Below are 24,083 nucleotides of genomic sequence, written 5' to 3'. Positions count from 1 at the left end.
GCCATTGACCCGACGGTCCATGATGATGAGGGGGAAAATTGTCAACGCCGGTTGAAAATTGACCCACTTTCGTCGGAATCGTCGGAGTAAAACTGACCCACCCCGGCGTTCAAAAACCTAGTTCCTGATCTTGATGTTTCCTGCTTTGCGCTTGTCCTTGAGCCGGTAGCTTTCCCCGGCAATCTGCACGATATGGGCGTGGTGCAGCAGGCGGTCGAGCAAGGCGGCGGTCAGCGTCTGATCCTCAGAGAAGCACGAGGCCCACTGGCTGAAGGGCAGATTGCTGGTGACGATGATGCTGGTACGCTCGTAGCGCTGGGCCACCACGTTGAAGAACAGGTTTGCTTCCTCGCGCCCGAAGGGCAGATAGCCAATCTCATCGATCACCAGCAGGCGCGGCCCGATGATGGCGCGGTTGAAGTACTGCTGCAGCCGGTCCTGTTTATGGGCAGTGGCCAACTGCATCATCAGGTCGGCGGCAGTCAGAAACCGGGTCTTGATGCCCGCCATGACGGCACGGTACGCCAATGCCTGCGCCAGGTGGCTCTTGCCCACGCCGCTGGGTCCCAGGAATACCACGTTCTCAGCCCGTTCGATAAAGCTCAGGGCCGCCAGTTCCTGGATCTGGGCACGCGGCGCACCACTGGCAAAGGCGAAGTCATAGTCTTCGATGGTCTTGACCGAGGGCAGCGTGGCGATCTTCATCAGGGCGGCGCGCTGGCGTTCGATCCGGGCGTCGTTCTCAATACCCAGAAGGCGCTCCAGGAAGTCGCCATGGCTGGCGTCTTCGCGGGCGCACTGCTGGGCCATGGCGGGCCACTCGCTGCCGATACGCTCCAGCTTCAGGACATCGCAGATCTGTTCGATGCGGTTGTGTTGAAGGTTCATGCTCGCACCTCCAGCAACTCGTTATAGACCGACAGCGGGTGCTGGAAGCTCTCTCGCGGCACAGGCCGGTGAGACGTGGCTGGCACCAACATGCCGTGTTGCGCAGGCAACTGCAGTAGCGCCAGGCGCTCTTCCTGCAACCGCTTAGCGGGTCTCTCCCGAGTGGTGCCATGCAGCCGCTGATCGGCCACCTCCGTGAGCCAGCGACCGACGTGCGCGTTGGCTGCCGTCACATCGAAGCGCAGGCCAGCCTGCTTGAGGGTCGCGGCCAACGGGACACAGAAACTGCCCTTCAGGTATCCGTTGAAGCGTTCGACCTTGCCCTTGGTCTTGGCGCGATAAGGCTGGCACACACGCGGGGTGAAGCCGAACTCCTGGGCGACGGCCAACAGCCCGTTGTGCCAGCGATGCTGGCCGGGGCCGTAGGCATCGCGCTCGGTGATGATGGCGCCCGCGTTGTCGAACAACACGTGCTGGGGTACGCCGCCGAAGTAGATGAAGGCCTGACGCAGACATCCGAACCAAGTGTCGGCGCGCTCATCGGTGGTGAACCGCACCCAGCTCGAACGGCTGTATCCCAGCGTGGCGACAAAGGCCATCAAGGGATCACGGCCGCGCCGGATGTGGGTGAAGTCGGCCTGCATCTGCTTGCCAGGCGGCGTCTCAAAACGAACGACCGGTTCAGGCTCCTGGTGCTTGTAGCCGCCAAGAAACTCCTTGAGCTGCGTTACACCACCGGGGTAGTCCAGCTCTTGAATCTCCCGCAGCAGCACGGCTGCTGGAATCCAGTGCGGCCGGGCCGCCTCGATGCGCCCGTGCAGATAGTCCTTGTACGGATCCAGCTTGGTGGTCCGTGCCTCGCGGGGCTTGTACTGCTGGGCATCAGCCTCACGCAGATACCGCCTGATCGTGTTGCGTGAGCAGCCCAGCTGCTTGGCCATCTCCCGAATGCTGACGCCGCGACGCGCCATTACCTTGATCTCCACTGCTTGCTCCTGAGTCAACATTGTCGGCGGCCAAAAGGCCGCCATCATTGCCCAGGTGGGTCAGATTTACTCCGACGCGGTGGGTCAGTATTACATCGGCGCTGACAGAAAATCGGTGGTCCGCGTGTACCACGCGAGGTTGCCACTGTAATTGGCGCTGACTCCGTGGCCACCGCGGCCGAAGTCATTGCCTGGTGGCATCACGGTTGGAGCGTCGTGGGCGACAGCCTACGCGACGCGGCGGGGCGCAGCCGTCTGAACGCCAATTGACCAGACCACCGGCTCTGGTGAAAAATCGGGCGACCGCTCTGGCAGAGCGGCGTTCCTATGCGTACCCCGCCAACACGGCCAGAGGTTTCAATGGACAATTTGCCCCGGTTGCTCTACCTGCAGGAGATTCAAGCGCAGTGCCGCATCGCTAGAATCGCATTCGGCTCGCTGACGCAGTGGCCATCGCCGTATCCAACGGCTCGAACTGTTGCAGAAGGCGAGGTGCAAACGGCAGCATTCTTCCGTGACATGCACAGTTTGCTGACCCACGCCGGCGTCATATCCCGGCTTCTATGGCCAGCAGGCAAGAAGCGAGATGCCCGGCATCGGCGTGCCGAAGTGCTTCGCGAACTGCTGGACCTTCCTGCTTCAAACCATCTATTGTGTGATCGCTCTTTGCGTGATGGCCTAGAACACTTCGACGAGCGGTTAGACCAATGGGCCGCTCAACAGGAAGCCTCGGGTGACTACTGGCAGGACTGCATCGGGCCATGGGAAGTACCGGAAATGCACGGCGCCAAGGACCATAACGTGATGCGCCATTACGATCCGTACGATAAGATCTTTCGCTTCCAAGGTAAGCCGGTGCACGTTCCTGCCATCGGTGACGCGTTGGCAGAGCTACAGCGCCGCGTTGATCGACTGGTGGCTCAGCTTCTCGCGCTGTTGTATCCGACACCTGACCACGTCCCGGCGCCACAATATCCGAGCGTCATGCCGTTCTGAACTTCGACAGCTGTCCAACGGGCAAGCGCGAAGGAGCCGGTCGCGTTAGGAAAGTATCCTGAACTTCCAATACCACTGCGCGTGCTCTAGCTACCAGTAGCCCCTTCCACCCGCAGTACGAACACACCTGCGTCATTGGCGAGTGGTATGGAAACGGCCTTGCCTGATAACGGCACAGCGTAGGTGCCCCTGAGCTGAGTCGAAGAGATAACGGGCGATTCACGGTAGCAATTGCCCGCCGGCAGGAGGTGTAGCGCCTCCAGCTCCGACAAGTCGAGATCGACTTTCAAAAACACCTCGGAATCAGACTGACCATCGTAGCCAACTTGAAGGCGAAGCCCCGTCGTGGACTGCGCCCGACTGCGCTCCGTTGACTGCGCCGTATCGGCGCACCATGCGGGACTGTACGGCGTAGTCCTTTGGTCTGCATAGGTCACGGTGGCTGCGTCCGCCTCGCGCTCCAGCTGGAGGGTCGTGGGGCCGGCGGTGCGAGGTGCGGGAACAGCTGCGCTAGACACCTTTGATGCTTCGTAGGCGAATGTCACGGCTAGCGACTCGGCGGCGCGGGCGCTGCCAATGGGGACAATCTGAAGCAGGGCTGCGACTATCGGCAGGCAGGTCTTCGTTCGGCGAAGCATGGATGCGACTCTCCGGGTTACCACGCACATTCCATGCGCGTGAGGTATGTCTACGAGAATAATGAAGCGCACGATAATACATCTGCAAGACAGGATCGCCGCGGAAACCAACGGTTGGCCTTCGCCGGGACCGACGTCGCGATACTCATGAAAAGAGATCTTTCTGGCCGCCCACATCGATAATGCGATAGTAGAGCGGCTCGTAGTCGTGCGAAGTTGCGTCCTTCCAGACACCTGGCGCGACGCGCTCCATGTTTGTGAGGTAGTGCAGCGCCTTATGTCCACGGGGGCCATCATCCTGGTACGGCTGACGTTCGGCGCTGAGTCCCCAGCGCCTTACGGTCCAGTGACCTGGCCCTTCTTCGTCTTCAGGCAGTGCGCGCACCACCTCGTAGCAAAAGAAGAAATCGTGAAGGCGCGCCACCGGCCGCAGAAAGGTGCCAGGCACGGGGTGGATTTGCGTTGCCAATGGCCTACTCCTTAGCCGCGCCGGCTTCCCGCACCGATCCACCGTATGGTGTTTCGTCCATACTCCTTCGCAAAGGGAATCCTTCCGGGAATGCGACACGGTTGAATAATGGCCTCACATCGTCAGCTGTCAACGAGCCTTGATCGACCAGTTGCGCGACGAGTGAATTCACGACATCGGAGTTGAGACGAAGGAAGTCCCTTAAGGTTTTGAGCTGCTGTGCCTGGAGTGATGCCAGGCGCGCCTCGTTGTGCTGATGGTCGAACATGTCGCGAGGCCGGCCATAGTAGATTCCCGCCTGGTGATTGGCCAGGTAATCCCGGGCCAGCTCGGTCCATCGCGTGTAGTCGCCAGCGCTGCCAAGCGCTGTATTACCCATTACATGCGCCTCTGCAGCCTTGCCGGCGAGCAGCATCAACATGTACCACTCGGCAAAGTCCGCTTGAACAAATAGGTCTTCGCTGAAGGTCGCAACAACTTGCCCAGCGGTACCTTCGTTGTTGGGCTCCCGGAAGATCCTCACGTTGAAAGCGGCCGGCAGTTGGGGGAGCGCAGCATGGAGGATGGCGTGGCCCACTTCGTGAGCCGCGGCGAACTGCCGGTCACGGCCGCTCAGGTTCCGTGCGGAGAACCGCCCTAGCAGCCCGGCCGCAGCGTAGGTAGGCCCTTGCGCTTGCGAGTAGACACGGTCACCGCGCATGGCCCTTAGGATCAACAGCACGGAGCAGGTTACAACAACCAGCATGCCGAGTTCGCTTGGATTCGAAACAGCCCACTGGTAAAGCTCGTCCCCAAAGCGGCGAATCGCTGCAACAAGCAGCACATAGACCGCCATGCCACGCGCGACGCGAATGAAATAGGCTCCGAGTGAAGCCATGCCGTCCCACCAGAGATGGAAAAGGGGCATCACGACCACCGCAATAGCGCCCAAGTTGCTCACCCACTGAAGTAGCTCAACAACAGCAGCGTTCATTGGAGCAGCGCTCGAGGGCGAACTAATCGCTGCGTAGCAGCCGAGCGCTATAGCCAATTCCGGACCATAGCGGCGTAGCGCCAGCAGCACTCCGCTGGGGATGCGATCAAAGCGCAAAGCCCGCGCCCGGCTGACCAACGCACTCAGAGCTTTGTGCATCATTTATATGCCTTTACGAGTTGATGCCGAATTATGCAATATTTATTGCAAACACTGCAATTGCGACAAGTGCAGGGGTGCGGCACCTGCCCCGGTTGGGCAAGCCCTGGAGGCAGGTTGGCGGGCGCGCGCGCAGCCGCAGGTCTTCACACGGCTACGGCCGCAGCGCGCGCCGGTAGTCATCGCGCCTGTCGGCGCGGTGATGGGGCGTTTGAGCGCGTCAAGTTCTCCAGACCGTCCGGCATGGCAGGCGCGGGATTCGCTGTTGGCTGCGCCACGACTGGCACGCTGTCACCCTGTCCCCCGTGTTGGACTACCTGGATCACACGCTTCGCCTCGGTCAGCGAGCTTCGCGGTACCCAATCTGACACGTAGGCCGGATTCGCCTGGCTCCTCTTAAGTTCAGTCATAACATCAGCGACATCCTTTCGAAGTACCTCCAACTGCTCCTGCTGCGCGAACGGCTTGGCCAACTCCGCTTTCGCATTGGACAACTCCGCGAGTTCTGTCTCTCGCCGCCGATCTGCGTCTTCGATTCGCGTCTCGAGGCGACCTAGGTAATTGTCGATTCGGCTGAAAAACCCACTCAGCTTGAATTCATCTTGCTTGTCATATCTGAGGTTGTCCGGCGCATGCAAGCCGGCACCTTTCAGCTGGAACCTGAGCACGTCGCGTTCGCAATAAGCTGACACTTGAAAGCCGCGATAGTCACCAATGCGGATCGGATTGATCTGGTCTGCAAGATTGCTAGTCTTGCACTCGATCGCTTCCTTCATTCCGGATAAGACGTGATGGAGAAGTTGATCCTGCTGGTCTTTCCCAAATGTGCGAGCTCCTACCGTGAACTTGAAATCCTCTGTGGTGTGCTTGTCCCGCATCGCAATCTCGAGTTGAGCGTCAGAGATCACTTCATTGGCGCGGCGGTCCGCGTTTCCTAACCATGCGATCCGGCTCTCCAACGAGTGGCGGCCACGCTTGTAGCTTGAAAAAACAGCTTCCAACTTCTTCAAGTCCGCCGAGAGCTTCACTTGCTGGAAAATAAGCGGATTGCCTGTCGCCGCCGCCTTCATTTCCGCTGCATTTGCAGATTCGCCAGCGATGTCTTCGATCACGCGTTGCAATGAATCGCCGCGGCGGAACTGTTCGATGCCCGACGCCTTTGTCTCGATCGTTTGCCACATTCGCGCATCGTAGGTCTGCTTCGTCGCGTACCGGTAAATTTCTATTTCGAAGTTGTCGGGATCCGCCTCATAGAACGCATTTCCCTGGCGCTCAATACGGCCGTCGCGTTGTTCAAGATCGCTAGGGCGCCAAGGTGCATCGAGATTGTGCGATGCGACCAGCAGTCGTTGCACGTTGGTGCCAGCACCCATCTTGGCCGTAGACCCCAAGAGAACACGCACGTCACCGTTGTTCATCGCAGCGAACAATTTGTCCTTCTTGATGTCTGTGTTTGCCTCGTGGATAAACCGGATCTGCTCTGCAGGAATTCCACGGTTGATGAGCTTGTCGCGCACATCGTTGTAGACGCTAAAGCCGGCACTTTGTGCCAGTAAGTCATCCATCGAAACGGCGGGTAGTTCTTCAGCCAGGTCGTCGGCCTGGTCAACGTCTACGCCCTCCGGCGTTGGCACATGCTTGGGCCCATCAGCCCCAATGTTTTTGGGCGTGCTTAGATCGCAGAAGACCAACTGCGTACCCTTGCGAGCGTCCCATCTGCGATAGACGTCGACGATTCTGTCGACGGCGGCATTGACCTTACTTCCCGCGAAGTCTGGCGCGTCCGCGTCAATAAGACGGTAGTCCAGGCCTGCCTTTCGCGCATCATTGGTGATCTTCAACGGGTTGTCGATTCGCGGATCATCGGGGAGATTCTCCATCCGGTGGATGATGCTGCCTTCGTTCCAGTTGAGGATTGGTGTGCCGTCAGCCCGGAACATGGGAGCACCATGGCCATCCAGTTGGGGCCGCTGGATACCCATAAACCTTGCTTGGGCATCCGACCGTTCGACGATGATGTTGGCCGGACGTCCATCGCGCAGCCTCGGCACGGGAAACCGCCGGCCCTGAGCCGCGGCCTGAGCCTCCAGGTCGGCCTTGGTAATCACGTCGGCGAAACTCCTGTAGAGGTTCACCAACTCAGGCACGTTCTGAAACTTCGCAAATCTCGAGTTGAGCCGATAGTTGACACCAGTCGCATCAAGTTCCCAGCCCGTAACCACCTGCCCAAAGGTGGACGCCCATGCGTCGAAATGCACAACACCACGCGCCTTCATCTCGTCGTATTGCATGTATCGCTGCACCGTGTAGAGTTCTGCGATGGTGTTGGAAATGGGCGTCCCAGTGGCAAAGAACACGCCGCGCCCGTCATTGGTACGCTGTACGTGGCGGGCCTTGACGAAGAGATCGAATGCCTTATCGCTGCCGGATAGGTTTCCCAGGCCGGACACACGCGTCATCGTGGTGGTGATGAACAGGTTCTTAAACTCGTGGCTTTCATCGACAAGCAAGGCATCAACGCCTAAATCGGCGAACGACACTGCGCGATCCTTGCTTCCCGTCTCGGCGGCGCGCTGAAGACGGGCCTGCATGCGGTCGCGTGCCTTCTCCATCTCCTTGATGGTGATTCGGTCCCCGCTTTCATTCTTCATCTGAACAATAGACGTCGATAGGTCGGTGATTTGCTCGTTCAAGATGAGGTCGAGTGTGTCAGCCGGCATGCCGATTTTTTTGAACGACGAATGCGCAACGATCACCGCGTCCCAAGCGCCCGTGGCGATACTAGCGAACAGCTTCTCTCTGTTCTCCTTCGTGAAGTCCGTCTTCTCAGCGACTAGGATATTTGCGTTGGGATACAACTCATAGAACGCATCCTTCCACTGCAGAAGTAGATGATTCGGCACGACAACCATAGGCTTCTTCATAAGGCCCATGCGTCGAGATTCCATAATTGTCCCAACGCAGACTATCGTCTTGCCAGCTCCAACGCGGTGATCAAATAGGGCACCACCATCTTGAATGCCGCGCCAGATGGCATTTTTTTGGTGTGGTCGAAGCGTAATCGCTAGCGACGAGCCAGGAAGCGTCAGGTGGGAGCCATCGTATTGCGGCGGGACATTCGTGTTGAAGCGCTCGTTGTACAGGTAAGTCAACGTCTCACGCCGCGCCTTGTCGTCCCATATCCAATCAACAAAAGCTTGCCGAATTTCATCAGCTTTCTGGTTGGCTACCGCCGTCTGAGTCTCGTTGATCTGGTAGATGATGCTGCCGTTGTCGTTGCGCCCAACTTCTTCCTTCACCTGAATCGGGCGACCCGTCAGAATGCTGGAGATGAGTTCGTTGGCCGGAATATCTGGCGTGCCCCACTGCGATCGCGCCATCGTGACGTTTGCCGGTTCACGGATCTGCGCAATCCACTTGCCCATGGCAGGTTGGTATGAGACGTTGCGCCGAACGTCCCCGAGCAAGTGGGTGATGAACTGGTCGACGACTTCCGCCGGCACCCAGGTTGTGCCCAGACTGACACTAATGTCGACGGCGTCGATATCCGGCGGCTGCACCTTGTTCAGGGCGTGCACGTTGGCCAAATAGGCAGGATCCTGCTGGGCTGCCGCCTTGGCCAGCGCCAGCTTCTCCTTGACGTTGCCTGAAAGGTACTGGTCCCGCGTCTGCCACTCGCCGGTCGTCGGCACCTGGTAGACCAGGTCCTGCAGGTCCGATAGCAACTCGTGCTGCGTCTTGCCAGAAATGCGGGTCATAAAGCCCACGTCCACCCGGCCGAGTTCATTCATTGACACGACCATTGCGTCCTTCGCTGTCTGAGCCTGGCGAATCTCCCGATGTGGGCTCATTACCCTCTTCGTGAAAATGGCCGCCTTATCAGCACTGGCTGGACGCGGATCCGCCCCGGTGCTCCTCGCAACTTCCCGTGACACGCCCTTGTCGTAGTTGCGCTCGAGCGCATGCAAGAGGGGATATTCAGGATCGTCGTGGAATGCCTGCTTATTCGCCGCGCTGCTGATGAAGCCATGGCGCTTCACGAAGCGATCGTAGGTGCGGTTCAAGTCAAGTCGTAGACGCGTAAGTTCATCATCCTTTGTGTGCTCCGACTGCTCGCCTGTCATTAGATTTCTTAGGCTGGCGCGCACCTCGACCAGGCCGCGAATCCGCTCGCCAGCACGATCGTTTCTCGGAACTACGACTTGGGCCCTAGGGACGTCGATATGGTCGTCAACGCGCCGAGCGATGCGACGGTCAGGAAGCAGGAAATACGCACCAATCTTGGTATGCGCAGGAACCTCGACGTTCAGCGACGTGCCAAGGCCGTCATCATGCGCGACACCATGTTCCTGATACGGCAGATAGATACCGGCTGGGAGCGCCGCCAGCGCCCCGGCAATGCCCTCAGCGAGGTCCATGTCCGGCCGGCCGATGAGGGCAGGGACGTTCGCCCGATACATGCTCCCTTGCAGCCCCATCTGTCCCAGCATCTGCTCCGGGTGTTCCACCAGATATCGATTCAGCGAATATTCCTCGCCGGTTGCGGGGTCGTTTTGCTTGACGGTCTCTGTCCACGCGAGATCCGCTGACTGTCCTGGATAGCGCTTCTGGAAGAACAGTATGTCCGTCGTCACTTCTGTGAGCGCGTTCTGCTTGAATGCGGTGTTGGGCAACCGAACGGCCGCCAGCAGATTCGCTTGATTCGCGATTAATTCGCGCGCCTTGGAATCGGCAGCATCCAAGAAGTAATTGCTGACGACGAATGCTCCCACGCCGCCATCACGAAGCTTGTCGATCGACTTGGCGATGAAGTAGTTGTGAATTGACAGCTGGCTCAGGTCGGGGTGGCGGGCGTCGTAGACGCGTTGGCTTCCAAAAGGGGGGTTACCTATCACCACGTCGAAATGGTTCGACGGGATAGTCACCTCCTGGAACCCACGGTTGATAACCGTAGCGTTTGGATAGAGGTGTTTGGCAATGCGGGCGGTGACCGGGTCTAGTTCGACGGAGGTGAACTGGCTCGACCCTCGCACCTCGTCGGGGGCCATCCCGATGAAATGGCCGGTGCCGGCAGCGGGCTCCAGAATTCGCCCACCAGTAAATCCTAGGCGGCGCAGCCCTTGGTACATGCCACGCACCACGGACTCGCCGGTGTAGTGCGCGTCTTGAGTGGAACGTCGAGCCGCTTCGTACTGCTCACGAGGCAGCAATTCGACGACCTGCCGGTACTGGTCGGCCCACTCGGCGTTGTTGGGGTCGAACGCTTGAGGCAATCCACCCCAGCCGACGTACCGCACGAGCTTGGCTTGCTCCTGGGCGGTTGGGGCTCGCCCCGCAGCCTCCAAGTCACGAAGAGTGCGAATAGCGGCAACGTTGTCCCGAAACTTGGTGCGGGCGCCGCCGGCGCCCAGCTGGTCACGTTCGGTGATGATGTAGTCGGTAGCAAGTTGGGTTACCGGCTTGGCGTCCGGCGGGGGGGTATCGTAGGCTGTGGGGGCACGGCCCAAGCTGCGTCGCAGCACATTCTCGACACCCGCGAGTGCGGAGCGAGATTCGTCGATATCATCACGTTTGAGCCATTCGCCAAGTAACTCAATCGCCTCTGCTCGCACTGAACTGAGCGGCACGTCTCCCGCGAGCGCCAAATCTATCCGTTCAGCGAAGTCCTGCGCTTCCCGTGCAAGCTCACCCGGGAAGTCGGCCCCGTTCATTACATCGGTAGCGTCATCCAGGATCTGGCTCAACGCCATCAGTGCGGCATGTTCTGGCTCTTCACCGGCCATGTCGGCCTGAAGCCGATCGAGTTCATCTTCATCGTCAACAAGTTCGACCATGGCGCTGGCAGCTTGCTGCGGCGCTACGCTCGACTGGTCGACTTGCGGAGGGACAGAAGTTGCGCGATCGACGCCGGCACGCAGCGCGTCTTCAACACCGGCCAACATGGAGCGGGCTTCGTCGATATCATCTCGCCGGAGCCATTCCTCCAGCAGCTGCAACGCCTCGTCGCGGACGTCGCGCAGCGATAGGTCTCCCGCGAGTGCTAAGTCGATCCGCTCCGCGAAATCTAGCGCTTCGCGTGCAACGTCGCCTGGGAAATCGACCCCGTTCATTACGTCGGTGGCGTCATCCAGAATGCGGCTCAGCGCCAGCAGGGCCGCGCGGTCCCCATTTGCCTCCGCCAGGCGCCTGGTCAAACTACGTTCTGAAACCGTCCGATCGACCGAGTTCGCGGCGACGCCTTCGGCGGGGACATTCTGGTGCAAGCCATCGGCGGTGCTTACAGCTCCGTCTTGATCTCCAAGGCCTGCAAGATCTCGTGCGCCATGGAGCCTTGACTGAGAGAATCGATCGCCGCGGCCGTTGTCAGGGCCTGCTGTTCGGTGTCCTGCTGCTCGAGCAGCCTTCCGAGCAAGACCACCTCGCCCAGGTTCTCCAGCGCCTTGAGCTGATTCGGGCTGTTGTATGCCCAGCGGTCGAGAATCGTCCAACCAAAGCGGTTGTACGGCTGGCGTCTCACCGCTTCGATAGTCGTAGGCAACAACACCTGCTTTGCGTGCTGCAGAGGTTGCGTTTTGGCTGTCAGCATTATTCGTTCCTTGTTCGGAATTATCGGGAATTGAGAGTTGCGCGTTCAGACGCTCAGCCGCGTCTAGGCGCTGGGTAAAGTCGAAGTCGAAGCCGAGTTGATTCTCGTCGAAAACGGGTGCTTTCTTTCTAGCCATGGAGACCGCTCTTTAACCGGGGAGTTGACTTCCTCACCGACGGCGAACCGTCGATGAGGCCTCGGTAGGAGATCGGCCTCCATGTTGACCATCAAACTCGTGGGGTGTGGAACCGCGCTCTTACCGCACCCGTAGTTAAATATTTATTGCACAATGCCGCATCCGCTAAAAAGCAGCATTCTCTGGTGTCTTGATGGCCCGTATGGCGCTCACCATGCCGACGGTGAGGAATTTCACAGGGTTGTTCAGCGAGCGCACTTGCTCGTCGGTCAGAACCGAAATGTCGCCGTAGCCATAGGATGCCTCCGTGATTTGAGGCGACGCTTTGGTGCCCTCCAAGGTGGCCACGATATAGAGTGGCAGCTTTCCCTTTCTGGTCTGTACGCGGACTACCAAGCCCGGTTGCTTGGTCGCCAGGATAACTACGTGTTGGCCCACTGCAATCGCGACCTCCAGGGCGCCCAGTTCGCGCACCACAAAGGGCAGGGCGGCATAGTCCGCATAGACCTTCTCCGGGTAGACCGGCTTTTTGTGCTTGGCCAGGCTTTCTGCGAAAAGGGCCTCAGCCACGTCCCTCACGCTCTGGCCGCGGTGGTCTTTTGCGGGGGTCCCCGAGAGAAACGCGGACTGAAAACCAGTGGGCGAGATAAACGGCGCATTTCGCACTGCATGGAAGGTAATACCGTGAAGCCACGAAGTTGGGCGGTATTCAACGTAAGCCGGCGTGCCCTTCACTACGATGAGAAATTCGCCGTGCTGGCCCCACAGGGGTGTCTCGCCGGCCGCTGCCTTCAACTCCTTCTGCAAGAGTAGGCCAGGGCTACGTTCGTCAGCATAGGTGCCCAACGCGGAATCGCCGTTCAGGCTGTGCACCAACGCATCGTAAGCAAGATGTGCGTCAAGCGCTGTAGGCGCGTCGCCTTCCAGTACGGCTGCGTCAAGCGCGACCAACAGCGACCGCGCCTTGGAGATATCGGTAGAGCTGATTTCAGTTGTAGACATGGCTAGCCTTTGTGCAATATTTAATGCAATATAGCACCGTCCTTAGTTTTTTCACCAGTGAAAATTGTCACTGACGATTCGAGCGCAACATGACCCAACGAAATCTGGATCTCTTCGATCACGTCGCAGCGGTTTACGCCGACGCACCCGACGGCTGTCTCGACAACACTACGCTGTACAAACGCGTAGCGGAACGGGCTGGTGTAGAGCACGAGCAGCTGGCCGAAACAGTGACAATCAAGGGCCAGTTGCATAACGTCTTTCAGCGCGCAGTGCGGTGGCATCAGCAAACGTTGAAGCATTTGGGCGTCCTCACGCGGGACCAAACAAGCCGCGGAGTTTGGCGCTTTACGGAAGGCCTCAAGAATGACCTGCATCGGATGCAAGGCGGGGTCAAGATGGTCGCATTCAGCACAACGCTGGGTGTAGCGATCTGGGGCGCGTGCGAAGACGTGTTCCCGGACCTGGATACCCCAATTGCTCTTTGCATGACGTCGGTCCCGTACTTCTTGCGCAAACCGCGGGCATATGGGAATCCGTCGGACGAATCGGAATATCGCGACTTCGTGTGCCGTGCACTGGAACCGGTGGTTCAGAAATTGCTCCCCGGGGGATCGATTGTATTGAGCATCACCAATGACGCGTTCATTCCTGGGTTGCCTTCGCGCTCTCTCTACCGGGAAAGGTTGCTGCTGGATCTGCATGATCGGCTGGGCTTGCACAAAATGGATGAGTTCATATGGCATAACCCTAGCAAGCCCCCAGGGCCGGTGCAATGGGCAAGCATTCAACGTGTCCACTTAAACACCGCCTACGAGCCGATCTACTGGCTCACGAACGACCCGTCTCGAGTTCGCGCCGACAATCGGGGAGTTCTCTTGCCCCATACGCAACGACATCAGCAATTCCTAGACCGAGTAGCCCTGCAGGGCTACTGCGACCGCGACAAGACATATGGCGACGGCGCGTATCGACTTCGCAAGACCTCATATAACAACAAGACCGAGGGCCGAATTCCGCGCAACGTTCTGACCTTCGGGCACAAGTGCGCCGACACGCAGCAGTATCGGCGGGATGCACTGAGACTTGGACTTCCGGTGCACGGTGCAATGATGCCTCTGGCCGTGGTGGAGTTTTTCATCCGCTACCTGTCGCGAGAGGACGACCTGGTGGTCGACATCTGCGGTGGCACCGTGAAATTGGGTATGGCTGCGGAAAACCTGCGCCGGCGCTGGGTGGTCGTCGAGTGGATCTATGAGTATCTCCGCGCTAGCGCGGAGCGGTTTCAGTCACGTCCGGGCTACACGATAGACCCGGCGTTCGCAGAGCTGGCAGGGCGGTTCAAATGAGAATAGGTGCAATGCTAGCCCTGCGCGCCCTGCGCGTCACAGTCCAGTATCGGACTAGCACTGTCGCTGCACTGACCCGAGGAGGTTGCATTGTGACGTGCAACCATATCTCGCTTTTGGACGGCATTGTCGTAGCCCTAGCATCTCCAGTGCCACTCGTCTTCGCAGTCGACACAAACTTCGCCCGTCGGTCCAAGCGGGCGCGAGTTGGCCTGGCCGCATTGACATGGCTAGGGCTTGGAGAAGTAGTGCCGATGGACAGTTCAGCGCCATTCGGGCTACGCACTCTCGCCCGCAATCTCGGTGCCGGCAAAAACGTAGTCATCTTCCCAGAGGGGGTGATTTCACTCACCGGCGCGCGGGGTCCCGACCGTCCCGGGTTCCGTTGGCTTTCGAGCCAGGCAAGCGCCGCCGTATTGGAATTGCAAATATTCGGTGCGGACCAGAGTCGTCTCTTCGCCAAAGCTGGTAGACGCCTCTGGCCAAAGATTGCCTTGGAGTTCTAAGCTTGATTGCAGGGTAGTGGATCTAACGTCGTCCAGGGCGACCAGTCGGTTTCCTATCCCGATTTGCAGATTGTGAGGCCGCGGCGTGCTGTCGCCACAGTCCCTGATGCTCAGGGTTTTTCACGTAGATGCCCAGCTGGGCCGCAGCTTTCACCATTCGTTCCGTGAATACCTTATCGCTACCCGAAAGAACGACCGTGGCGCCAAACTTCTCGCGGGCATGCATTAGGGTCAGGCGCAACTCGTCATCGCTCACATGGCGACGATCAAAGGTGACGCGGTTGCCACGGTCTGTAAAGAGCGGGTCGCCCTGATCCTTCGAATAGCGAATGCTGCCATTGCTCGTAACGCGCCATTGCATTCCATCGATCATACGTAGCAATACTTGGGCTTCTGACTGGGGCAACAGGGTAGGGGGATGAATGGCGTCCTCGCGTTGGCGCCTTGCGATTATCTGCCGAATTTCACCATCGATGTCCTGCTGGGTTTTACCGTCGCTCTCTCCTTGAAGCCCCTGCGCAGCCTTGTTCGCATCTCGCCGGTCCTGATAGACCAGCCCGCGCAAGGCGGAGATTGCCGCCTCGTCCCCTGCGGCTGCCAGACTCTCCACCCACGGCCGCCACTGAGGAACGGGCGGAAGGCTTGAGGTAAGCGCATCGCGTCGCTCCTTCGCCGTGGCATCTATTCGGAGTTTCTGCTGGATCCGCTCCATTGCAAGCAAACTGTACTGCTGCCGCTTAACAGAATCGTTGAGGTGAGGATTGGTTTGAATCTCAGCGCGGCGCGGGGCGAACTCGGCGCGGACTGCTGCGTGCTGCATGGTGCGCCAAGCAGTGATCTGCTTACCCTCATCCCGCAGCCTGGCCCGGTCCGTCAGCGCCATAGCCTTCTCAGCGCGATATCGCTCAATCAAGGCGGTCCGGGCCTCCGCACGTTCGAGCCGCCTCAAGAGCCGCTTCTCCGGATCGCGTTTGGGGGGACCTCGATCATCAGCTGCTTCGGCGCGCCGGCCAGGCACGGCTGGAAGCTCGAAAGGAGGTGGGCGCAAAGGACCTTCGGCCGGGATGAACGTGCCCAGCCGATCGCTCAAGGTGCTTAGGTGCAGCTTGCGCAACGCTTTGCTAGCGGGAAGCCGAATGATTTCTCCGTCTGCAGCTTTCATCGCTTGGAGCTGCCATGCACCCGCGCCGCTCTGGCGTAGTTGCATACCATGGGCAGCAAGAACGTGGTGAACTGCGTCCCAAGTTGGGTCCACCTCTAGAGCCGCCATCACCTCGTCAACCACCACCTCGCGGCAAACGCTGATAAGGCTGGGCTCGTCGCTCCAGACATCCATGTGCTGCCGGCCGCCGCCGCCATCAGGCGCGTCGATCCGATAGCGCACTACGTCCTGATCGTCAGCGCCCGGAGCACTATCGGGCCCGGCGCCATTCTCTCGGGTCGGCGCTCTCCCATGGACAATGTCAGGCGTTTCGACGTGGGCAGTGTTCGGCACAACGAACTTTTTGCCGTCAGCCGAACGCTGCACCACAAACAAGCCGGTGTCGTGAAACCAGTCCTTAGCAATTTCGATACGGCGAGCTTCGCGGTGTAGCGTCTTGTGCAGCCAGGGTAAATGCTGCGCCCGGAATGTCACCGGGTGGACCCGATTTACTTCGATGTGCACATGGACATTGTCCGTATCACCGTGGATTGCCATGATCGATTGGTGTTCATGCAGGTTAAGAGCCTTGAGCAGTTGTCGTCCAGCCCAGAAGATCTCCTCGTTGGACGGCCTTTCAAATTCAGGCCAGCTGGCCACCAGGTGCAGCACGGGGTCCGTCACCCGGGTGTTCTTGGCCGCGACGGCGTACAGCTCAACCGCGGCATCTTCGAGATTGCCCAATCCGTGAAGCGCCACCGCTACACACTTTTGTTCGCCGTAGACATTCTCGTCGGCAGCCATATATTCCGTCAGTTGGCCGAAACCCGCTTCTTGCCGGACCTGCTCGCCCATCCCCTGCGTGATGTATTGGGCGAGCTGCTTCATATCAGTTTTGCCGTCCCGTCGACCGGGAACCACTTTGACGATCATGATTAGACCCGGCGGATGGCGGCCATTACTTCTTCAAAGGCGAATTTAGCTTCAGCCGGCGTGACCTGGCTCTGCGGGAGCTTCAGCAGCTCCGAAATGCGATCGCGCGCTGAGGTGATGGCCAGGATGGCATCCACGTCATATCGCATATCTACCCGCTTGCTCAATGCACAGCGACGCACATAGTCGCTCACGGTAAGACAGGCCCGTTCGGCGCGTTCCTTGATCTCCGCTTTCTCCTGAGGATTCACGCGAACGTCCAAGCGGACGTTCGCCGTGATTTCTTTTTTGTAGAAGCCCATGGCACCACGTCTACGGTTAGTCCTGACAGGTTTTCGCGCAGCGGGGTCTCGGGGCGGAGCCCTGAGTTTCCCCCAGTAGGGGGGCAATGCGACGGGCGCGAAGCGACCTAGCATTGCCCCCCGGTGGCCGGACAAACTTTAGTTTGTCCGGACAACTGGCATCCTGTCCAAGAAGTTGATTGAAAGATGTAGGTGAAATTAGCGCTAAATATACAATGAATATTTACTATTTCCACTATGCATGTGCCGTTTACTCGGCGCAAACATGCCGACGTCAATGTTGGAACAACCCAGTGATGGCACCACTAAAGTGAAATGAAAGTGACGATGGACGGAGCACCAGGACGCCGGCGTATTGGGCTTATTGACCGGCAGGCGATTGAAGCGAGTTTGGACATCGCCGCCCGCGCGCTGCTACCCGAGGAGTACAGCCAGCGCGACGTATTTCGCGTACTCATGCCAAAGCTGTTCTGCATGCGCAAACGCGGCTTCGGATTCAAGCAAATCACGAAGCTCCTTAACGATGCGGGCCTCAAGCTCGCCATCGGCACGGTGCGCACCTACTATCACGAGTTCCTCATGGATATGCTCGAGCAATGCGAGAGCTACTACCAGTCGGCGCAGCGTGCGGAGAAGGGCGACAGTGCGGCACGTGAGCGCCCGCATGCAGCACGGGCGGACACACGCGAAGCCGAGGTGAGTCGAGCACAGGCGCAAGTACGCAGCCAAGTAGAAGGCCAGGCTGCCGCGCGGACCGAGGCCTTGCTGGGGCGACTAGTGGGCGGAGAAGGGGCGCCGACTCATCGCGGCGCGGCCGGGGCCTGGTTGGCCCCGGCACCGGCGGCAGCGCCTTCGGCACCGCCGCCGGAAAGCCCCGCAAGGCGGGGCACCACCCAAGCGCCCGTTCCGGGAAGTAACCCTAACCATAAAAGCAACCCGCCACTTCGGCAGGCAAGCCCGCCGAAGACCACAAACCCGCGTCAGCCGCTAGTTGCGGCTGACGCGGGTCAGGCATCGTTGACTTGCGTCACCGATGCCGAACCAACCAAGGTCAAAGAAGAGCCAAATCTGCCAACTGACGTTTACACGGATAAAGACCTGGAGCACCCAGGGATCCCCGGCCTCATGTTGAGCAAGTCGCAGCGCTTCTACACGATGCGCTTGCAGTACCGAACAGCCGATGGCGAGGTGAGGACGGAGAAGGGCTCGGAAATGGTGGCGCGCCGCAATTGGAAGCCGATGCAGGAAACCCGGACTGGCCGAACAAGTGGAGACTTCGTCGAGATGCAGCCGAAAATCTTGGGAAAGCCCAGAAACTGACCATGGAGTGGGAAATGCTCACACTGAACAGCAACGACATTCACGAAGCGCTACGCTCGATCGCCGCGATGGCATTCGAAGCCAACAGCGTGATGCTGCGCAGTTTCACTGTCGAGATTGTCCCCAAGGAGATGCGATCAAGACACGGGGACTATCACCTGGTCACGCGAAAGATCCGCGTGTTCAACCTAAGCCGCCCCGCAGCCCACGTTGTCAAGACAGCGGTGCACGAGCTCGCTCACCACGTCGATTGCTGCCTCTATGGCCGAACGGGCCATGACAAGCAGTTCTACACAACCTACAAGCTGCTATTGGAGACGGGCCACCGCATGGGTGTGATCGACCTGGCTGTCGTCACCGATGCGATCGGCCTGCGAGACATTGCTCAATTAGAGAAAAGTGTCGGGCGCCTTGACTTCAAGCCAGCTGTGCGCAAGGAAGGGTGGGTGATCAAGGTCGACAATGCTTTTCGATTCAAAGACAGCTTGAAGGAACGTGGCTACTCGTACTCAAGCACTGAGCGGGCTTGGGTTATCGAGTGTGACGATTCAATCCTCGCGGACGAAACCGGTTGGCTTCACGAGCACCTCGAAAGCAAAAACGTGCGCGTGCTTGCTGCGGCGGCCAACGAGATCGATTCGATCTACTTCTGCGTACTTGGGAAAGTAGGTCTGTTCCAACACAAGGATGTGCTCAAGGCGGACGGCTTCAGCTTTCACGCCCAGCATGGCTGGTACAAACGTGTACTGGCCCGTGAGCAGGCCAACATGACTACGCTGCTCCACGGAAAGTATGGGGTAACGCCGAAGTTTCGGGGCGGGCTCTAGTTTTTCACCAGTAAAAATGTGAGCTATTGAGCATTAAAAAAGGAACAATGCAAAATCATGTACTTCACCGATCTTCTTAACGAAGCTGCAGCCGCCCGTGCGTCGGACCTGCATGTCAGTTCGGGACAGCACGTCGCGTTCCGTCGAGCGAATGGAGATCTCGTATTTGAGGAAGGCTTTGCCCGGCCCAAGGACGAGCACCTGGCAGATTTGTTCTCGACACTGCTGTCCGAACAGGCCAAGGCACGCTTTGAGCGCGCCGGTAGGTATGATGCGGCAATTGATCTGCCTACGGGGCCCAGGATCCGCCTGCGGCTGTTTAAGCACGCAGAGGGGTGGGCAGCAGCCTGCAGGCTGCTACCGACGGTAATCCGCAGCCTCGGCAGCATACAGGCGCCCGCGGTCATCGAGAATTCGCTGGCCGACCAAAGCGGCCTGATCATCGTGTCCGGACCTACCGGATCGGGGAAGTCGTCAACGCTCGCTGGCGCGATCGACTACATCAATCGAACGTTCCGGCGCCGAATCGTGACGGCAGAAGACCCGATTGAGTATCCCCATAAGTCAATCCTCTCCCTGGTGACGCAGAAGGAGGTTCCCCGAGACGTTTTGACGTTCGAAGATGCTCTCATGGATGCCCTGCGCGAGGACGCCAACGTGCTCATGATTGGGGAATTGCGCGACGCACGGTCCCTGCGTGCTGCGATGACGGCGGCCGACACCGGATTATTGGTCTTGGCGACCCTCCACGCACGCAATACGCCAAGCGCGGTGCAACGGCTGATCGACGCCTTTCCGCCTGGCGAGAAGGATCTAGCGAGGTCCATGCTCGCTGACAGCTTGCGCCTATTCATCGCCCAAGCACTGGTCAAGACCGCCGACGGCCGCGAACGCGTTGCCGCCTTCGAGACGCTAACCAGCACACCGGCAGTTCGCAATCTAATACGCACGGGCGACCTGGCTCAATTGCCATCCGCAATCCAAACCGGAGGGTCAGCGGGCATGATGACGCTGAAGCAGTCGATTGAAGATCTCTTGCGGGTTGGAGCTGTGGATCGTCAGGATGCAGATCGCATCCTACGAGGAAGGCATGGATAGCCACGAGAAGAGTGGCGCGTCGTGCCCTTACTGCGGGCCGACCTTATAGCTTGGACCGACCACTGTCGTGCATCGGAGGTGCGCACCGATCCAGGCCAGCGCTTGGTCGTCCGCCTCCTGCCGAGTAGGGAACAGCGCATTTAGCACTGTCCTATAACCATTCTTGCCGAGGATGATGGCCTTAGCGCGATATGAGAGAGGCATGTTTGAATCCTCAAACCTGTGGACCGAAGACCGTGAACCGGCCCTGGATCAAAATGTGCAGACAAGTTTTGGGCATCTGCTTCATGCCGGGCGCACGCCATCCGGCTCGACAATTTGCCGGGCTATGTTCCTGTAATCGTCAAGGATGAGGCGCTCACCGCCGGTGGGATAGGCCAGTCGTCGAGCCAGCTCAAACAACTGGTCCGGTTCCCGGTCCACGCCATAGGCGGTGGCGAAAGCGGCACTATCCTCGTGACATTCGCTTAGGCCGCCGGCGACGGTGACACCGACCCCTTCATAGTTCCAAAAAACAGTAGTGCGGCAGCGGTGGGGCGTAGCCGGCAGCACCAAACTGCCTGCGCTGACGCCGACTTTGTCCAGGGCCTCTATTGCGCTGCAGACGGCCTTGGCCTGAGCTGTGCTGAGAAGAGAATCGGCCTGCGGCAACGTTGCGGCCATCTGCTGTTTAGCTTGCATGATGATCTCCTGGTCTCGACGACCGTCATTCGTTAGTTGGATGCGACAGCGGCGATATGGCCGGCAAACACCACTGGATCGGTCAGCCCATCAGCCAGTGCCTGCGCGAGCGCTGAGTCAGCGTCCGTGGCATGCCTGTGATCCACGGTGATTGCACCCGAGGTGATGTGACATACGGTGAAGGGCTGTTGTGCGGCCGCAGACTTGCCCACGCGGAGCAACCCATCGCAAGCCTGGCCTGCTCCTCGTGTAGCGACGAATTCAGGGCTTGCGAGCGCGCCCCATGTCTCGGTCGGCGTCTGGCCGTCCATACTGCCGCTGGAGTCGTTCCAAGCGCTTTCATCGAAGTCAGAATGGTCCTCGATGCGATCATCCAGATCGAACCACACCGGGTTGCCCTGAATCAGCGTGGCCCCCAACCCACTCCCAATCTTGAGCACGGCGCCAGGCGTGGCCACCACCAGCAGCGCGCGCAGCTTGGCCATGTACGCGTTGAAAGTCATTTCCATAGGGTCTACCTTTGCCTCCGATGAGAGGCTGTTGAATAGCCAGGTAACAGTGCCTGCCCATGCCCCGCACGCGAGGCATGCACCGGCACTGTTAGGCGGGCGAGACGCTGAACTCATCGTCCTCGAAAATCGCCCACGTTCCGTTCCCCCGGCGATCACCCACTTCGCCATAACTGGACAGCGCCGCAGCCCGAGCCAGCTCCTCATTCGATTCCGTGACTTTGCCGATGTAGCCAAGGCCTTCAACGTGGACGGCCCATTGCTTTTGCTTCATGGTCATTCCTGTACTCGATCCAAGATTTCGGGGCGTAGCCCTAAGCAAGAAGGTCGCCGAAGGCCTCGGCCAGTGCGTTTGCGGTGGCCAGGTCGACGTCGAGAACGGTGCTGTAATCGGCAATCACGTCCCATCCGTCATTGCCATAGACCAGGGCCATCTCACCGGCGTAGGCTGGCTTGAAGCCTTCGCGCAAGCGGCGAACTACCAAAGCATCGACGTCGGTCGACATGATCGCGGCCATGATGGTGGCGGGGTCCCGAGAGTCCGCCACAACCGTTTCTTCCCCGTCGAAAACGCTGATTGCATATGCTGGGCCGTCTTCGCACCGCATCGCGAGGAGATCCAGAACGGCGCGGCGGATTACCGCGCGCTCTACGAGCTGACGTAGACAAATGCCGTCGCTGATGTCAGCCAAATACCGCTGCCCAAAGTAGGCGGCATCGTCGGCAAGCGCGAACTCACGCGATTTCGCCTGCAGCTGGAGACTGGCCAGCGCCTCGGCAGGCTTGAGGTACACGGTGACGGCTGCGGTCGCCGGCGCCGCGGAATCGCGCCACAAAGCGTTGAGAGCCATCTCGTTGGCGCGAACCACGGCTTGCGCTGCCGGCCGCTCGACGCCGAACTGCTCGATAAGCTGAGTAACTTCCTCTTCCCATTCTTTAGGGTCGCTGGTCTGGGTCATTGTCCATCTCCGTAAGGGTTGATTGGCCTCAGTTCTTGAGGCCTTCTGCGGTTGATTCAACAGCGCATGAACGTTACTTTAATCGTTATTTTTATAACGGTCAAATAATTGTTGTTTTATGGCTCACTCCTCGCGCCTGGCTACGCGCAAATACATCCAGACCTCTGGCAGGATGCGCGGAACATGCTGTCGAGCAGGTAGACCAGGAGCGAAGCCGGCTGGTGGCAGGGCCGCGCTCGCCAAGGGGCTTGGGAGGGTGGGTTGCCTCGATGTGTCCGGATTGACGTCGGGCAATGTTTAGCGGTTGCGAGTTATTTAAATGACGATTAAAATAACGATAACAAGCGCCCCAATCCCGGGCGTGCATGGCGGGAGAGCCCTGTATGGCGAACATCAAATATTTCAGCGACATCGACGGCCAGACCGTCGAACTGCGGGGCAGAGGAGTACACGGACTACCCAACGCCGAATTTGCTGCGAGATTCCCGGGCGTGAAAGGCCTGCGCTACGACGGGTTCATGATGCTTGTCGCATATCCCATTTCTGGTACGGGCGAGCCGCTTCCGGTCACTCGCAAGATCGAGTACAAGGCGTTCCCATCCCGCCATGAATGCAACGCCAAGTGCACCAACGGGAAGCACAACGGTACGTGCGAATGCAAGTGTGGCGGTCGCAACCACGGCGCCGGCCTGTTCACTTCGCTCTCCAAGGGGGTATGACATGAAGGACAAAGCTGCAGCTACGGTGTCGACCGCAACCCGTTCCCCGGAATGCGTCACCAGCCCGGCACCGGCCGTCATTGCGATTGACGATTGGATGGTCTGGGCGCGGAACGCCCAGGGCCGAATCGTGGAGACCTGCGCCGAAATGTGGCCGGAATGGCTGGACGAAGCTCGCGACCCGTCCGACATGGAATCGGACGAATACCGCGCCGCCGTGCTGCGCATCCTGCGCACGAAGCGCCCGCAGTGGCGCGATACTGTGGCGGCCGCGACCGACCCCACCGACCGGGACGCCGTGCAACTGGTTCTTTCCGACGTGGCCGACCTGGAACGCGAGCAAGCCGCGTTTATCGCCGCCGACGAAGCGCAGGCCATGAACATCCAGGCCATTGTCGATGAAGCGATCAGCGCCAACTTCAACCTGAGCGCCGACGAGCTTCTGCGTGATCTCGATGATGGTCAGATCGCCGATGGCATCATCGAGGATAGGCCCGGCACTGAGCCTGCGCGGGTTGACGTAATCGCCGCTGCCGGCGTCTTCCGCGCCCGGCGCCAGGCCGAAGTCCGGGCCAAGCGAATCCTCACGGAGGCTCAGGCCCAGGCCGTGCACCGCGCTTTGCTCGCACTGGATGCCCTTGGGCCCGACCACGGCGGGGAGTTCGTACTGGGTGACTGGGTGCATGTTCGCCGCCGGCATCTGTGCAGCGACGTTCGCATCGAAGATCATGCTGACGGTAGCAATGAGAATCACAACAGCCTGAATGATTTCGCCACCGCATACGGCTTGATCGCGGTCGCTGGCGAGGCCGCGATCGCCGCGGTTACTGACTCATAGCCAACCGGGCATCCGGCTGCAGGTGCCACTCCGGCGCTCTAAAACAAACTGGTGTTAACGTCACCACC

At 59.3% G+C, this 24,083-nt stretch carries 21 protein-coding genes; 8 read left to right on the top strand and 13 right to left on the bottom strand.

The window, feature by feature from the left end:
• Window positions 1–117: 117 nt before the first annotated feature.
• Together istB and istA are read right to left on the bottom strand one after the other, a co-directional pair.
• The gene (gene istB, locus AOZ53_RS20050; protein WP_005013542.1) at window positions 118–888 is read right to left on the bottom strand and encodes an IS21-like element helper ATPase IstB; all 771 of its coding nucleotides are present in this window, start codon (window positions 886–888) and stop codon (window positions 118–120) included.
• Window positions 885–1,895 (bottom strand): IS21 family transposase, encoded by a 1,011-nt coding sequence (gene istA / locus AOZ53_RS20045; protein ID WP_049077984.1) that lies wholly within the window; start codon window positions 1,893–1,895, stop codon window positions 885–887. The genes istB and istA overlap by 4 nt, the downstream gene beginning before the upstream one ends.
• A 339-nt stretch (window positions 1,896–2,234) precedes the next feature.
• On the opposite strand from istA, the gene AOZ53_RS34325 reads away from it, so the two are divergent.
• Window positions 2,235–2,870, top strand: coding sequence for a hypothetical protein (locus tag AOZ53_RS34325; protein WP_131726781.1), 636 nt, complete (start codon window positions 2,235–2,237; stop codon window positions 2,868–2,870).
• A gap of 783 nt (window positions 2,871–3,653) precedes the next feature.
• Here AOZ53_RS34325 and AOZ53_RS20030 read toward each other — a convergent pair.
• From AOZ53_RS20030 to AOZ53_RS20010, 5 genes are all read right to left on the bottom strand, one after another.
• Window positions 3,654–3,977, bottom strand: a complete 324-nt coding sequence (locus AOZ53_RS20030) for a hypothetical protein (protein ID WP_054473436.1) — start codon at window positions 3,975–3,977, stop codon at window positions 3,654–3,656.
• A 4-nt stretch (window positions 3,978–3,981) separates the two neighbouring features.
• Window positions 3,982–5,112 (bottom strand): hypothetical protein, encoded by a 1,131-nt coding sequence (locus AOZ53_RS20025; protein ID WP_054473437.1) that lies wholly within the window; start codon window positions 5,110–5,112, stop codon window positions 3,982–3,984.
• 176 nt (window positions 5,113–5,288) lie between these two features.
• Window positions 5,289–11,372: an Eco57I restriction-modification methylase domain-containing protein gene (locus tag AOZ53_RS20020; RefSeq protein WP_231690649.1), complete on the bottom strand. Its 6,084-nt coding sequence runs from the start codon at window positions 11,370–11,372 to the stop codon at window positions 5,289–5,291.
• Window positions 11,373–11,386: 14 nt separating this feature from the next.
• Entirely contained in the window at window positions 11,387–11,695 is a 309-nt protein-coding gene (locus tag AOZ53_RS20015) for a hypothetical protein (RefSeq protein WP_054473438.1), read from the bottom strand.
• Window positions 11,696–11,996: 301 nt separating this feature from the next.
• The gene (locus tag AOZ53_RS20010) at window positions 11,997–12,833 is read right to left on the bottom strand and encodes a hypothetical protein (RefSeq protein ID WP_054473439.1); all 837 of its coding nucleotides are present in this window, start codon (window positions 12,831–12,833) and stop codon (window positions 11,997–11,999) included.
• Window positions 12,834–12,922: 89 nt separating this feature from the next.
• Between AOZ53_RS20010 and AOZ53_RS20005 the strand changes: the two genes are divergently transcribed.
• On the top strand, window positions 12,923–14,182 hold the full coding sequence (locus AOZ53_RS20005; RefSeq protein WP_054473440.1) for a DNA methyltransferase: 1,260 nt from the start codon (window positions 12,923–12,925) through the stop codon (window positions 14,180–14,182).
• Window positions 14,179–14,688 carry a 1-acyl-sn-glycerol-3-phosphate acyltransferase gene (locus tag AOZ53_RS35255; protein WP_082385708.1) on the top strand — a complete coding sequence of 170 codons (510 nt, stop codon included), beginning with the start codon at window positions 14,179–14,181 and terminating at the stop codon, window positions 14,686–14,688. Before AOZ53_RS20005 ends, AOZ53_RS35255 begins: the two co-directional genes overlap by 4 nt.
• Before the next feature lie 22 nt (window positions 14,689–14,710).
• On the opposite strand, the gene traI is transcribed toward AOZ53_RS35255, so the two are convergent.
• Together traI and AOZ53_RS19995 are read right to left on the bottom strand one after the other, a co-directional pair.
• Window positions 14,711–16,762, bottom strand: a complete 2,052-nt coding sequence (traI, locus tag AOZ53_RS20000) for a TraI/MobA(P) family conjugative relaxase (protein WP_082385707.1) — start codon at window positions 16,760–16,762, stop codon at window positions 14,711–14,713.
• Window positions 16,763–16,764: 2 nt separating this feature from the next.
• Window positions 16,765–17,064: a plasmid mobilization protein gene (locus AOZ53_RS19995; RefSeq protein WP_054473442.1), complete on the bottom strand. Its 300-nt coding sequence runs from the start codon at window positions 17,062–17,064 to the stop codon at window positions 16,765–16,767.
• A 315-nt stretch (window positions 17,065–17,379) separates the two neighbouring features.
• On the opposite strand from AOZ53_RS19995, the gene AOZ53_RS19990 reads away from it, so the two are divergent.
• From AOZ53_RS19990 to AOZ53_RS19980, 3 genes are read left to right on the top strand one after another with little or no spacing between them, the layout of a single operon-like run.
• Window positions 17,380–18,384 (top strand): hypothetical protein, encoded by a 1,005-nt coding sequence (locus AOZ53_RS19990; RefSeq protein WP_131726782.1) that lies wholly within the window; start codon window positions 17,380–17,382, stop codon window positions 18,382–18,384.
• 14 nt (window positions 18,385–18,398) lie between these two features.
• Window positions 18,399–19,211, top strand: coding sequence for a hypothetical protein (locus AOZ53_RS19985; protein ID WP_131726783.1), 813 nt, complete (start codon window positions 18,399–18,401; stop codon window positions 19,209–19,211).
• A 57-nt stretch (window positions 19,212–19,268) separates the two neighbouring features.
• Window positions 19,269–20,309, top strand: coding sequence for a type IV pilus twitching motility protein PilT (locus tag AOZ53_RS19980; RefSeq protein WP_054473446.1), 1,041 nt, complete (start codon window positions 19,269–19,271; stop codon window positions 20,307–20,309).
• 285 nt (window positions 20,310–20,594) lie between these two features.
• Here the strand turns inward: AOZ53_RS19980 and AOZ53_RS19975 are convergent, their stop codons facing one another.
• From AOZ53_RS19975 to AOZ53_RS35065, 4 genes are all read right to left on the bottom strand, one after another.
• A complete protein-coding gene (locus AOZ53_RS19975; protein ID WP_054473447.1) occupies window positions 20,595–20,990 on the bottom strand; it encodes a hypothetical protein in 396 nt (131 codons plus the stop codon).
• Window positions 20,991–21,022: 32 nt separating this feature from the next.
• The gene (locus tag AOZ53_RS19970) at window positions 21,023–21,499 is read right to left on the bottom strand and encodes a hypothetical protein (RefSeq protein ID WP_054473448.1); all 477 of its coding nucleotides are present in this window, start codon (window positions 21,497–21,499) and stop codon (window positions 21,023–21,025) included.
• A 91-nt stretch (window positions 21,500–21,590) separates the two neighbouring features.
• A complete protein-coding gene (locus tag AOZ53_RS19965; protein ID WP_054473449.1) occupies window positions 21,591–21,773 on the bottom strand; it encodes a hypothetical protein in 183 nt (60 codons plus the stop codon).
• 40 nt (window positions 21,774–21,813) lie between these two features.
• Window positions 21,814–22,458 carry a hypothetical protein gene (locus tag AOZ53_RS35065; protein ID WP_054473450.1) on the bottom strand — a complete coding sequence of 215 codons (645 nt, stop codon included), beginning with the start codon at window positions 22,456–22,458 and terminating at the stop codon, window positions 21,814–21,816.
• 383 nt (window positions 22,459–22,841) lie between these two features.
• Between AOZ53_RS35065 and AOZ53_RS33610 the strand changes: the two genes are divergently transcribed.
• The gene (locus AOZ53_RS33610; protein WP_054473451.1) at window positions 22,842–23,177 is read left to right on the top strand and encodes a hypothetical protein; all 336 of its coding nucleotides are present in this window, start codon (window positions 22,842–22,844) and stop codon (window positions 23,175–23,177) included.
• A gap of 1 nt (window position 23,178) precedes the next feature.
• Window positions 23,179–24,015, top strand: a complete 837-nt coding sequence (locus AOZ53_RS19955) for a hypothetical protein (protein WP_131726784.1) — start codon at window positions 23,179–23,181, stop codon at window positions 24,013–24,015.
• The last annotated feature ends 68 nt before the right edge of the window (window positions 24,016–24,083 follow it).

The sequence above is a fragment of the Achromobacter sp. 2789STDY5608621 genome (assembly GCF_001299375.1).
GTDB classification, from domain to species: domain Bacteria; phylum Pseudomonadota; class Gammaproteobacteria; order Burkholderiales; family Burkholderiaceae_B; genus Achromobacter; species Achromobacter insuavis.
The sequence above is the reverse complement of the archived record's forward strand: the minus strand, read 5'-3'. Positions and strand labels throughout refer to the sequence as shown.

Bases quoted from the DNA above. Each gene is read 5' to 3' on its own strand.
- istB (WP_005013542.1), bottom strand. From the start codon at position 888: ATGAACCTTCAACACAACCGCATCGAACAGATCTGCGATGTCCTGAAG.
- istA (WP_049077984.1), bottom strand. From the start codon at position 1,895: ATGTTGACTCAGGAGCAAGCAGTGGAGATCAAGGTAATGGCGCGTCGC.
- AOZ53_RS34325 (WP_131726781.1), top strand. From the start codon at position 2,235: ATGGACAATTTGCCCCGGTTGCTCTACCTGCAGGAGATTCAAGCGCAG.
- AOZ53_RS20025 (WP_054473437.1), bottom strand. From the start codon at position 5,112: ATGATGCACAAAGCTCTGAGTGCGTTGGTCAGCCGGGCGCGGGCTTTG.
- AOZ53_RS20015 (WP_054473438.1), bottom strand. From the start codon at position 11,695: ATGCTGACAGCCAAAACGCAACCTCTGCAGCACGCAAAGCAGGTGTTG.
- AOZ53_RS20010 (WP_054473439.1), bottom strand. From the start codon at position 12,833: ATGTCTACAACTGAAATCAGCTCTACCGATATCTCCAAGGCGCGGTCG.
- AOZ53_RS20005 (WP_054473440.1), top strand. From the start codon at position 12,923: ATGACCCAACGAAATCTGGATCTCTTCGATCACGTCGCAGCGGTTTAC.
- AOZ53_RS35255 (WP_082385708.1), top strand. From the start codon at position 14,179: ATGAGAATAGGTGCAATGCTAGCCCTGCGCGCCCTGCGCGTCACAGTC.
- traI (WP_082385707.1), bottom strand. From the start codon at position 16,762: ATGATCGTCAAAGTGGTTCCCGGTCGACGGGACGGCAAAACTGATATG.
- AOZ53_RS19995 (WP_054473442.1), bottom strand. From the start codon at position 17,064: ATGGGCTTCTACAAAAAAGAAATCACGGCGAACGTCCGCTTGGACGTT.
- AOZ53_RS19990 (WP_131726782.1), top strand. From the start codon at position 17,380: ATGAAAGTGACGATGGACGGAGCACCAGGACGCCGGCGTATTGGGCTT.
- AOZ53_RS19985 (WP_131726783.1), top strand. From the start codon at position 18,399: ATGCTCACACTGAACAGCAACGACATTCACGAAGCGCTACGCTCGATC.
- AOZ53_RS19980 (WP_054473446.1), top strand. From the start codon at position 19,269: ATGTACTTCACCGATCTTCTTAACGAAGCTGCAGCCGCCCGTGCGTCG.
- AOZ53_RS19975 (WP_054473447.1), bottom strand. From the start codon at position 20,990: ATGCAAGCTAAACAGCAGATGGCCGCAACGTTGCCGCAGGCCGATTCT.
- AOZ53_RS19970 (WP_054473448.1), bottom strand. From the start codon at position 21,499: ATGGAAATGACTTTCAACGCGTACATGGCCAAGCTGCGCGCGCTGCTG.
- AOZ53_RS19965 (WP_054473449.1), bottom strand. From the start codon at position 21,773: ATGAAGCAAAAGCAATGGGCCGTCCACGTTGAAGGCCTTGGCTACATC.
- AOZ53_RS35065 (WP_054473450.1), bottom strand. From the start codon at position 22,458: ATGACCCAGACCAGCGACCCTAAAGAATGGGAAGAGGAAGTTACTCAG.
- AOZ53_RS33610 (WP_054473451.1), top strand. From the start codon at position 22,842: ATGGCGAACATCAAATATTTCAGCGACATCGACGGCCAGACCGTCGAA.
- AOZ53_RS19955 (WP_131726784.1), top strand. From the start codon at position 23,179: ATGAAGGACAAAGCTGCAGCTACGGTGTCGACCGCAACCCGTTCCCCG.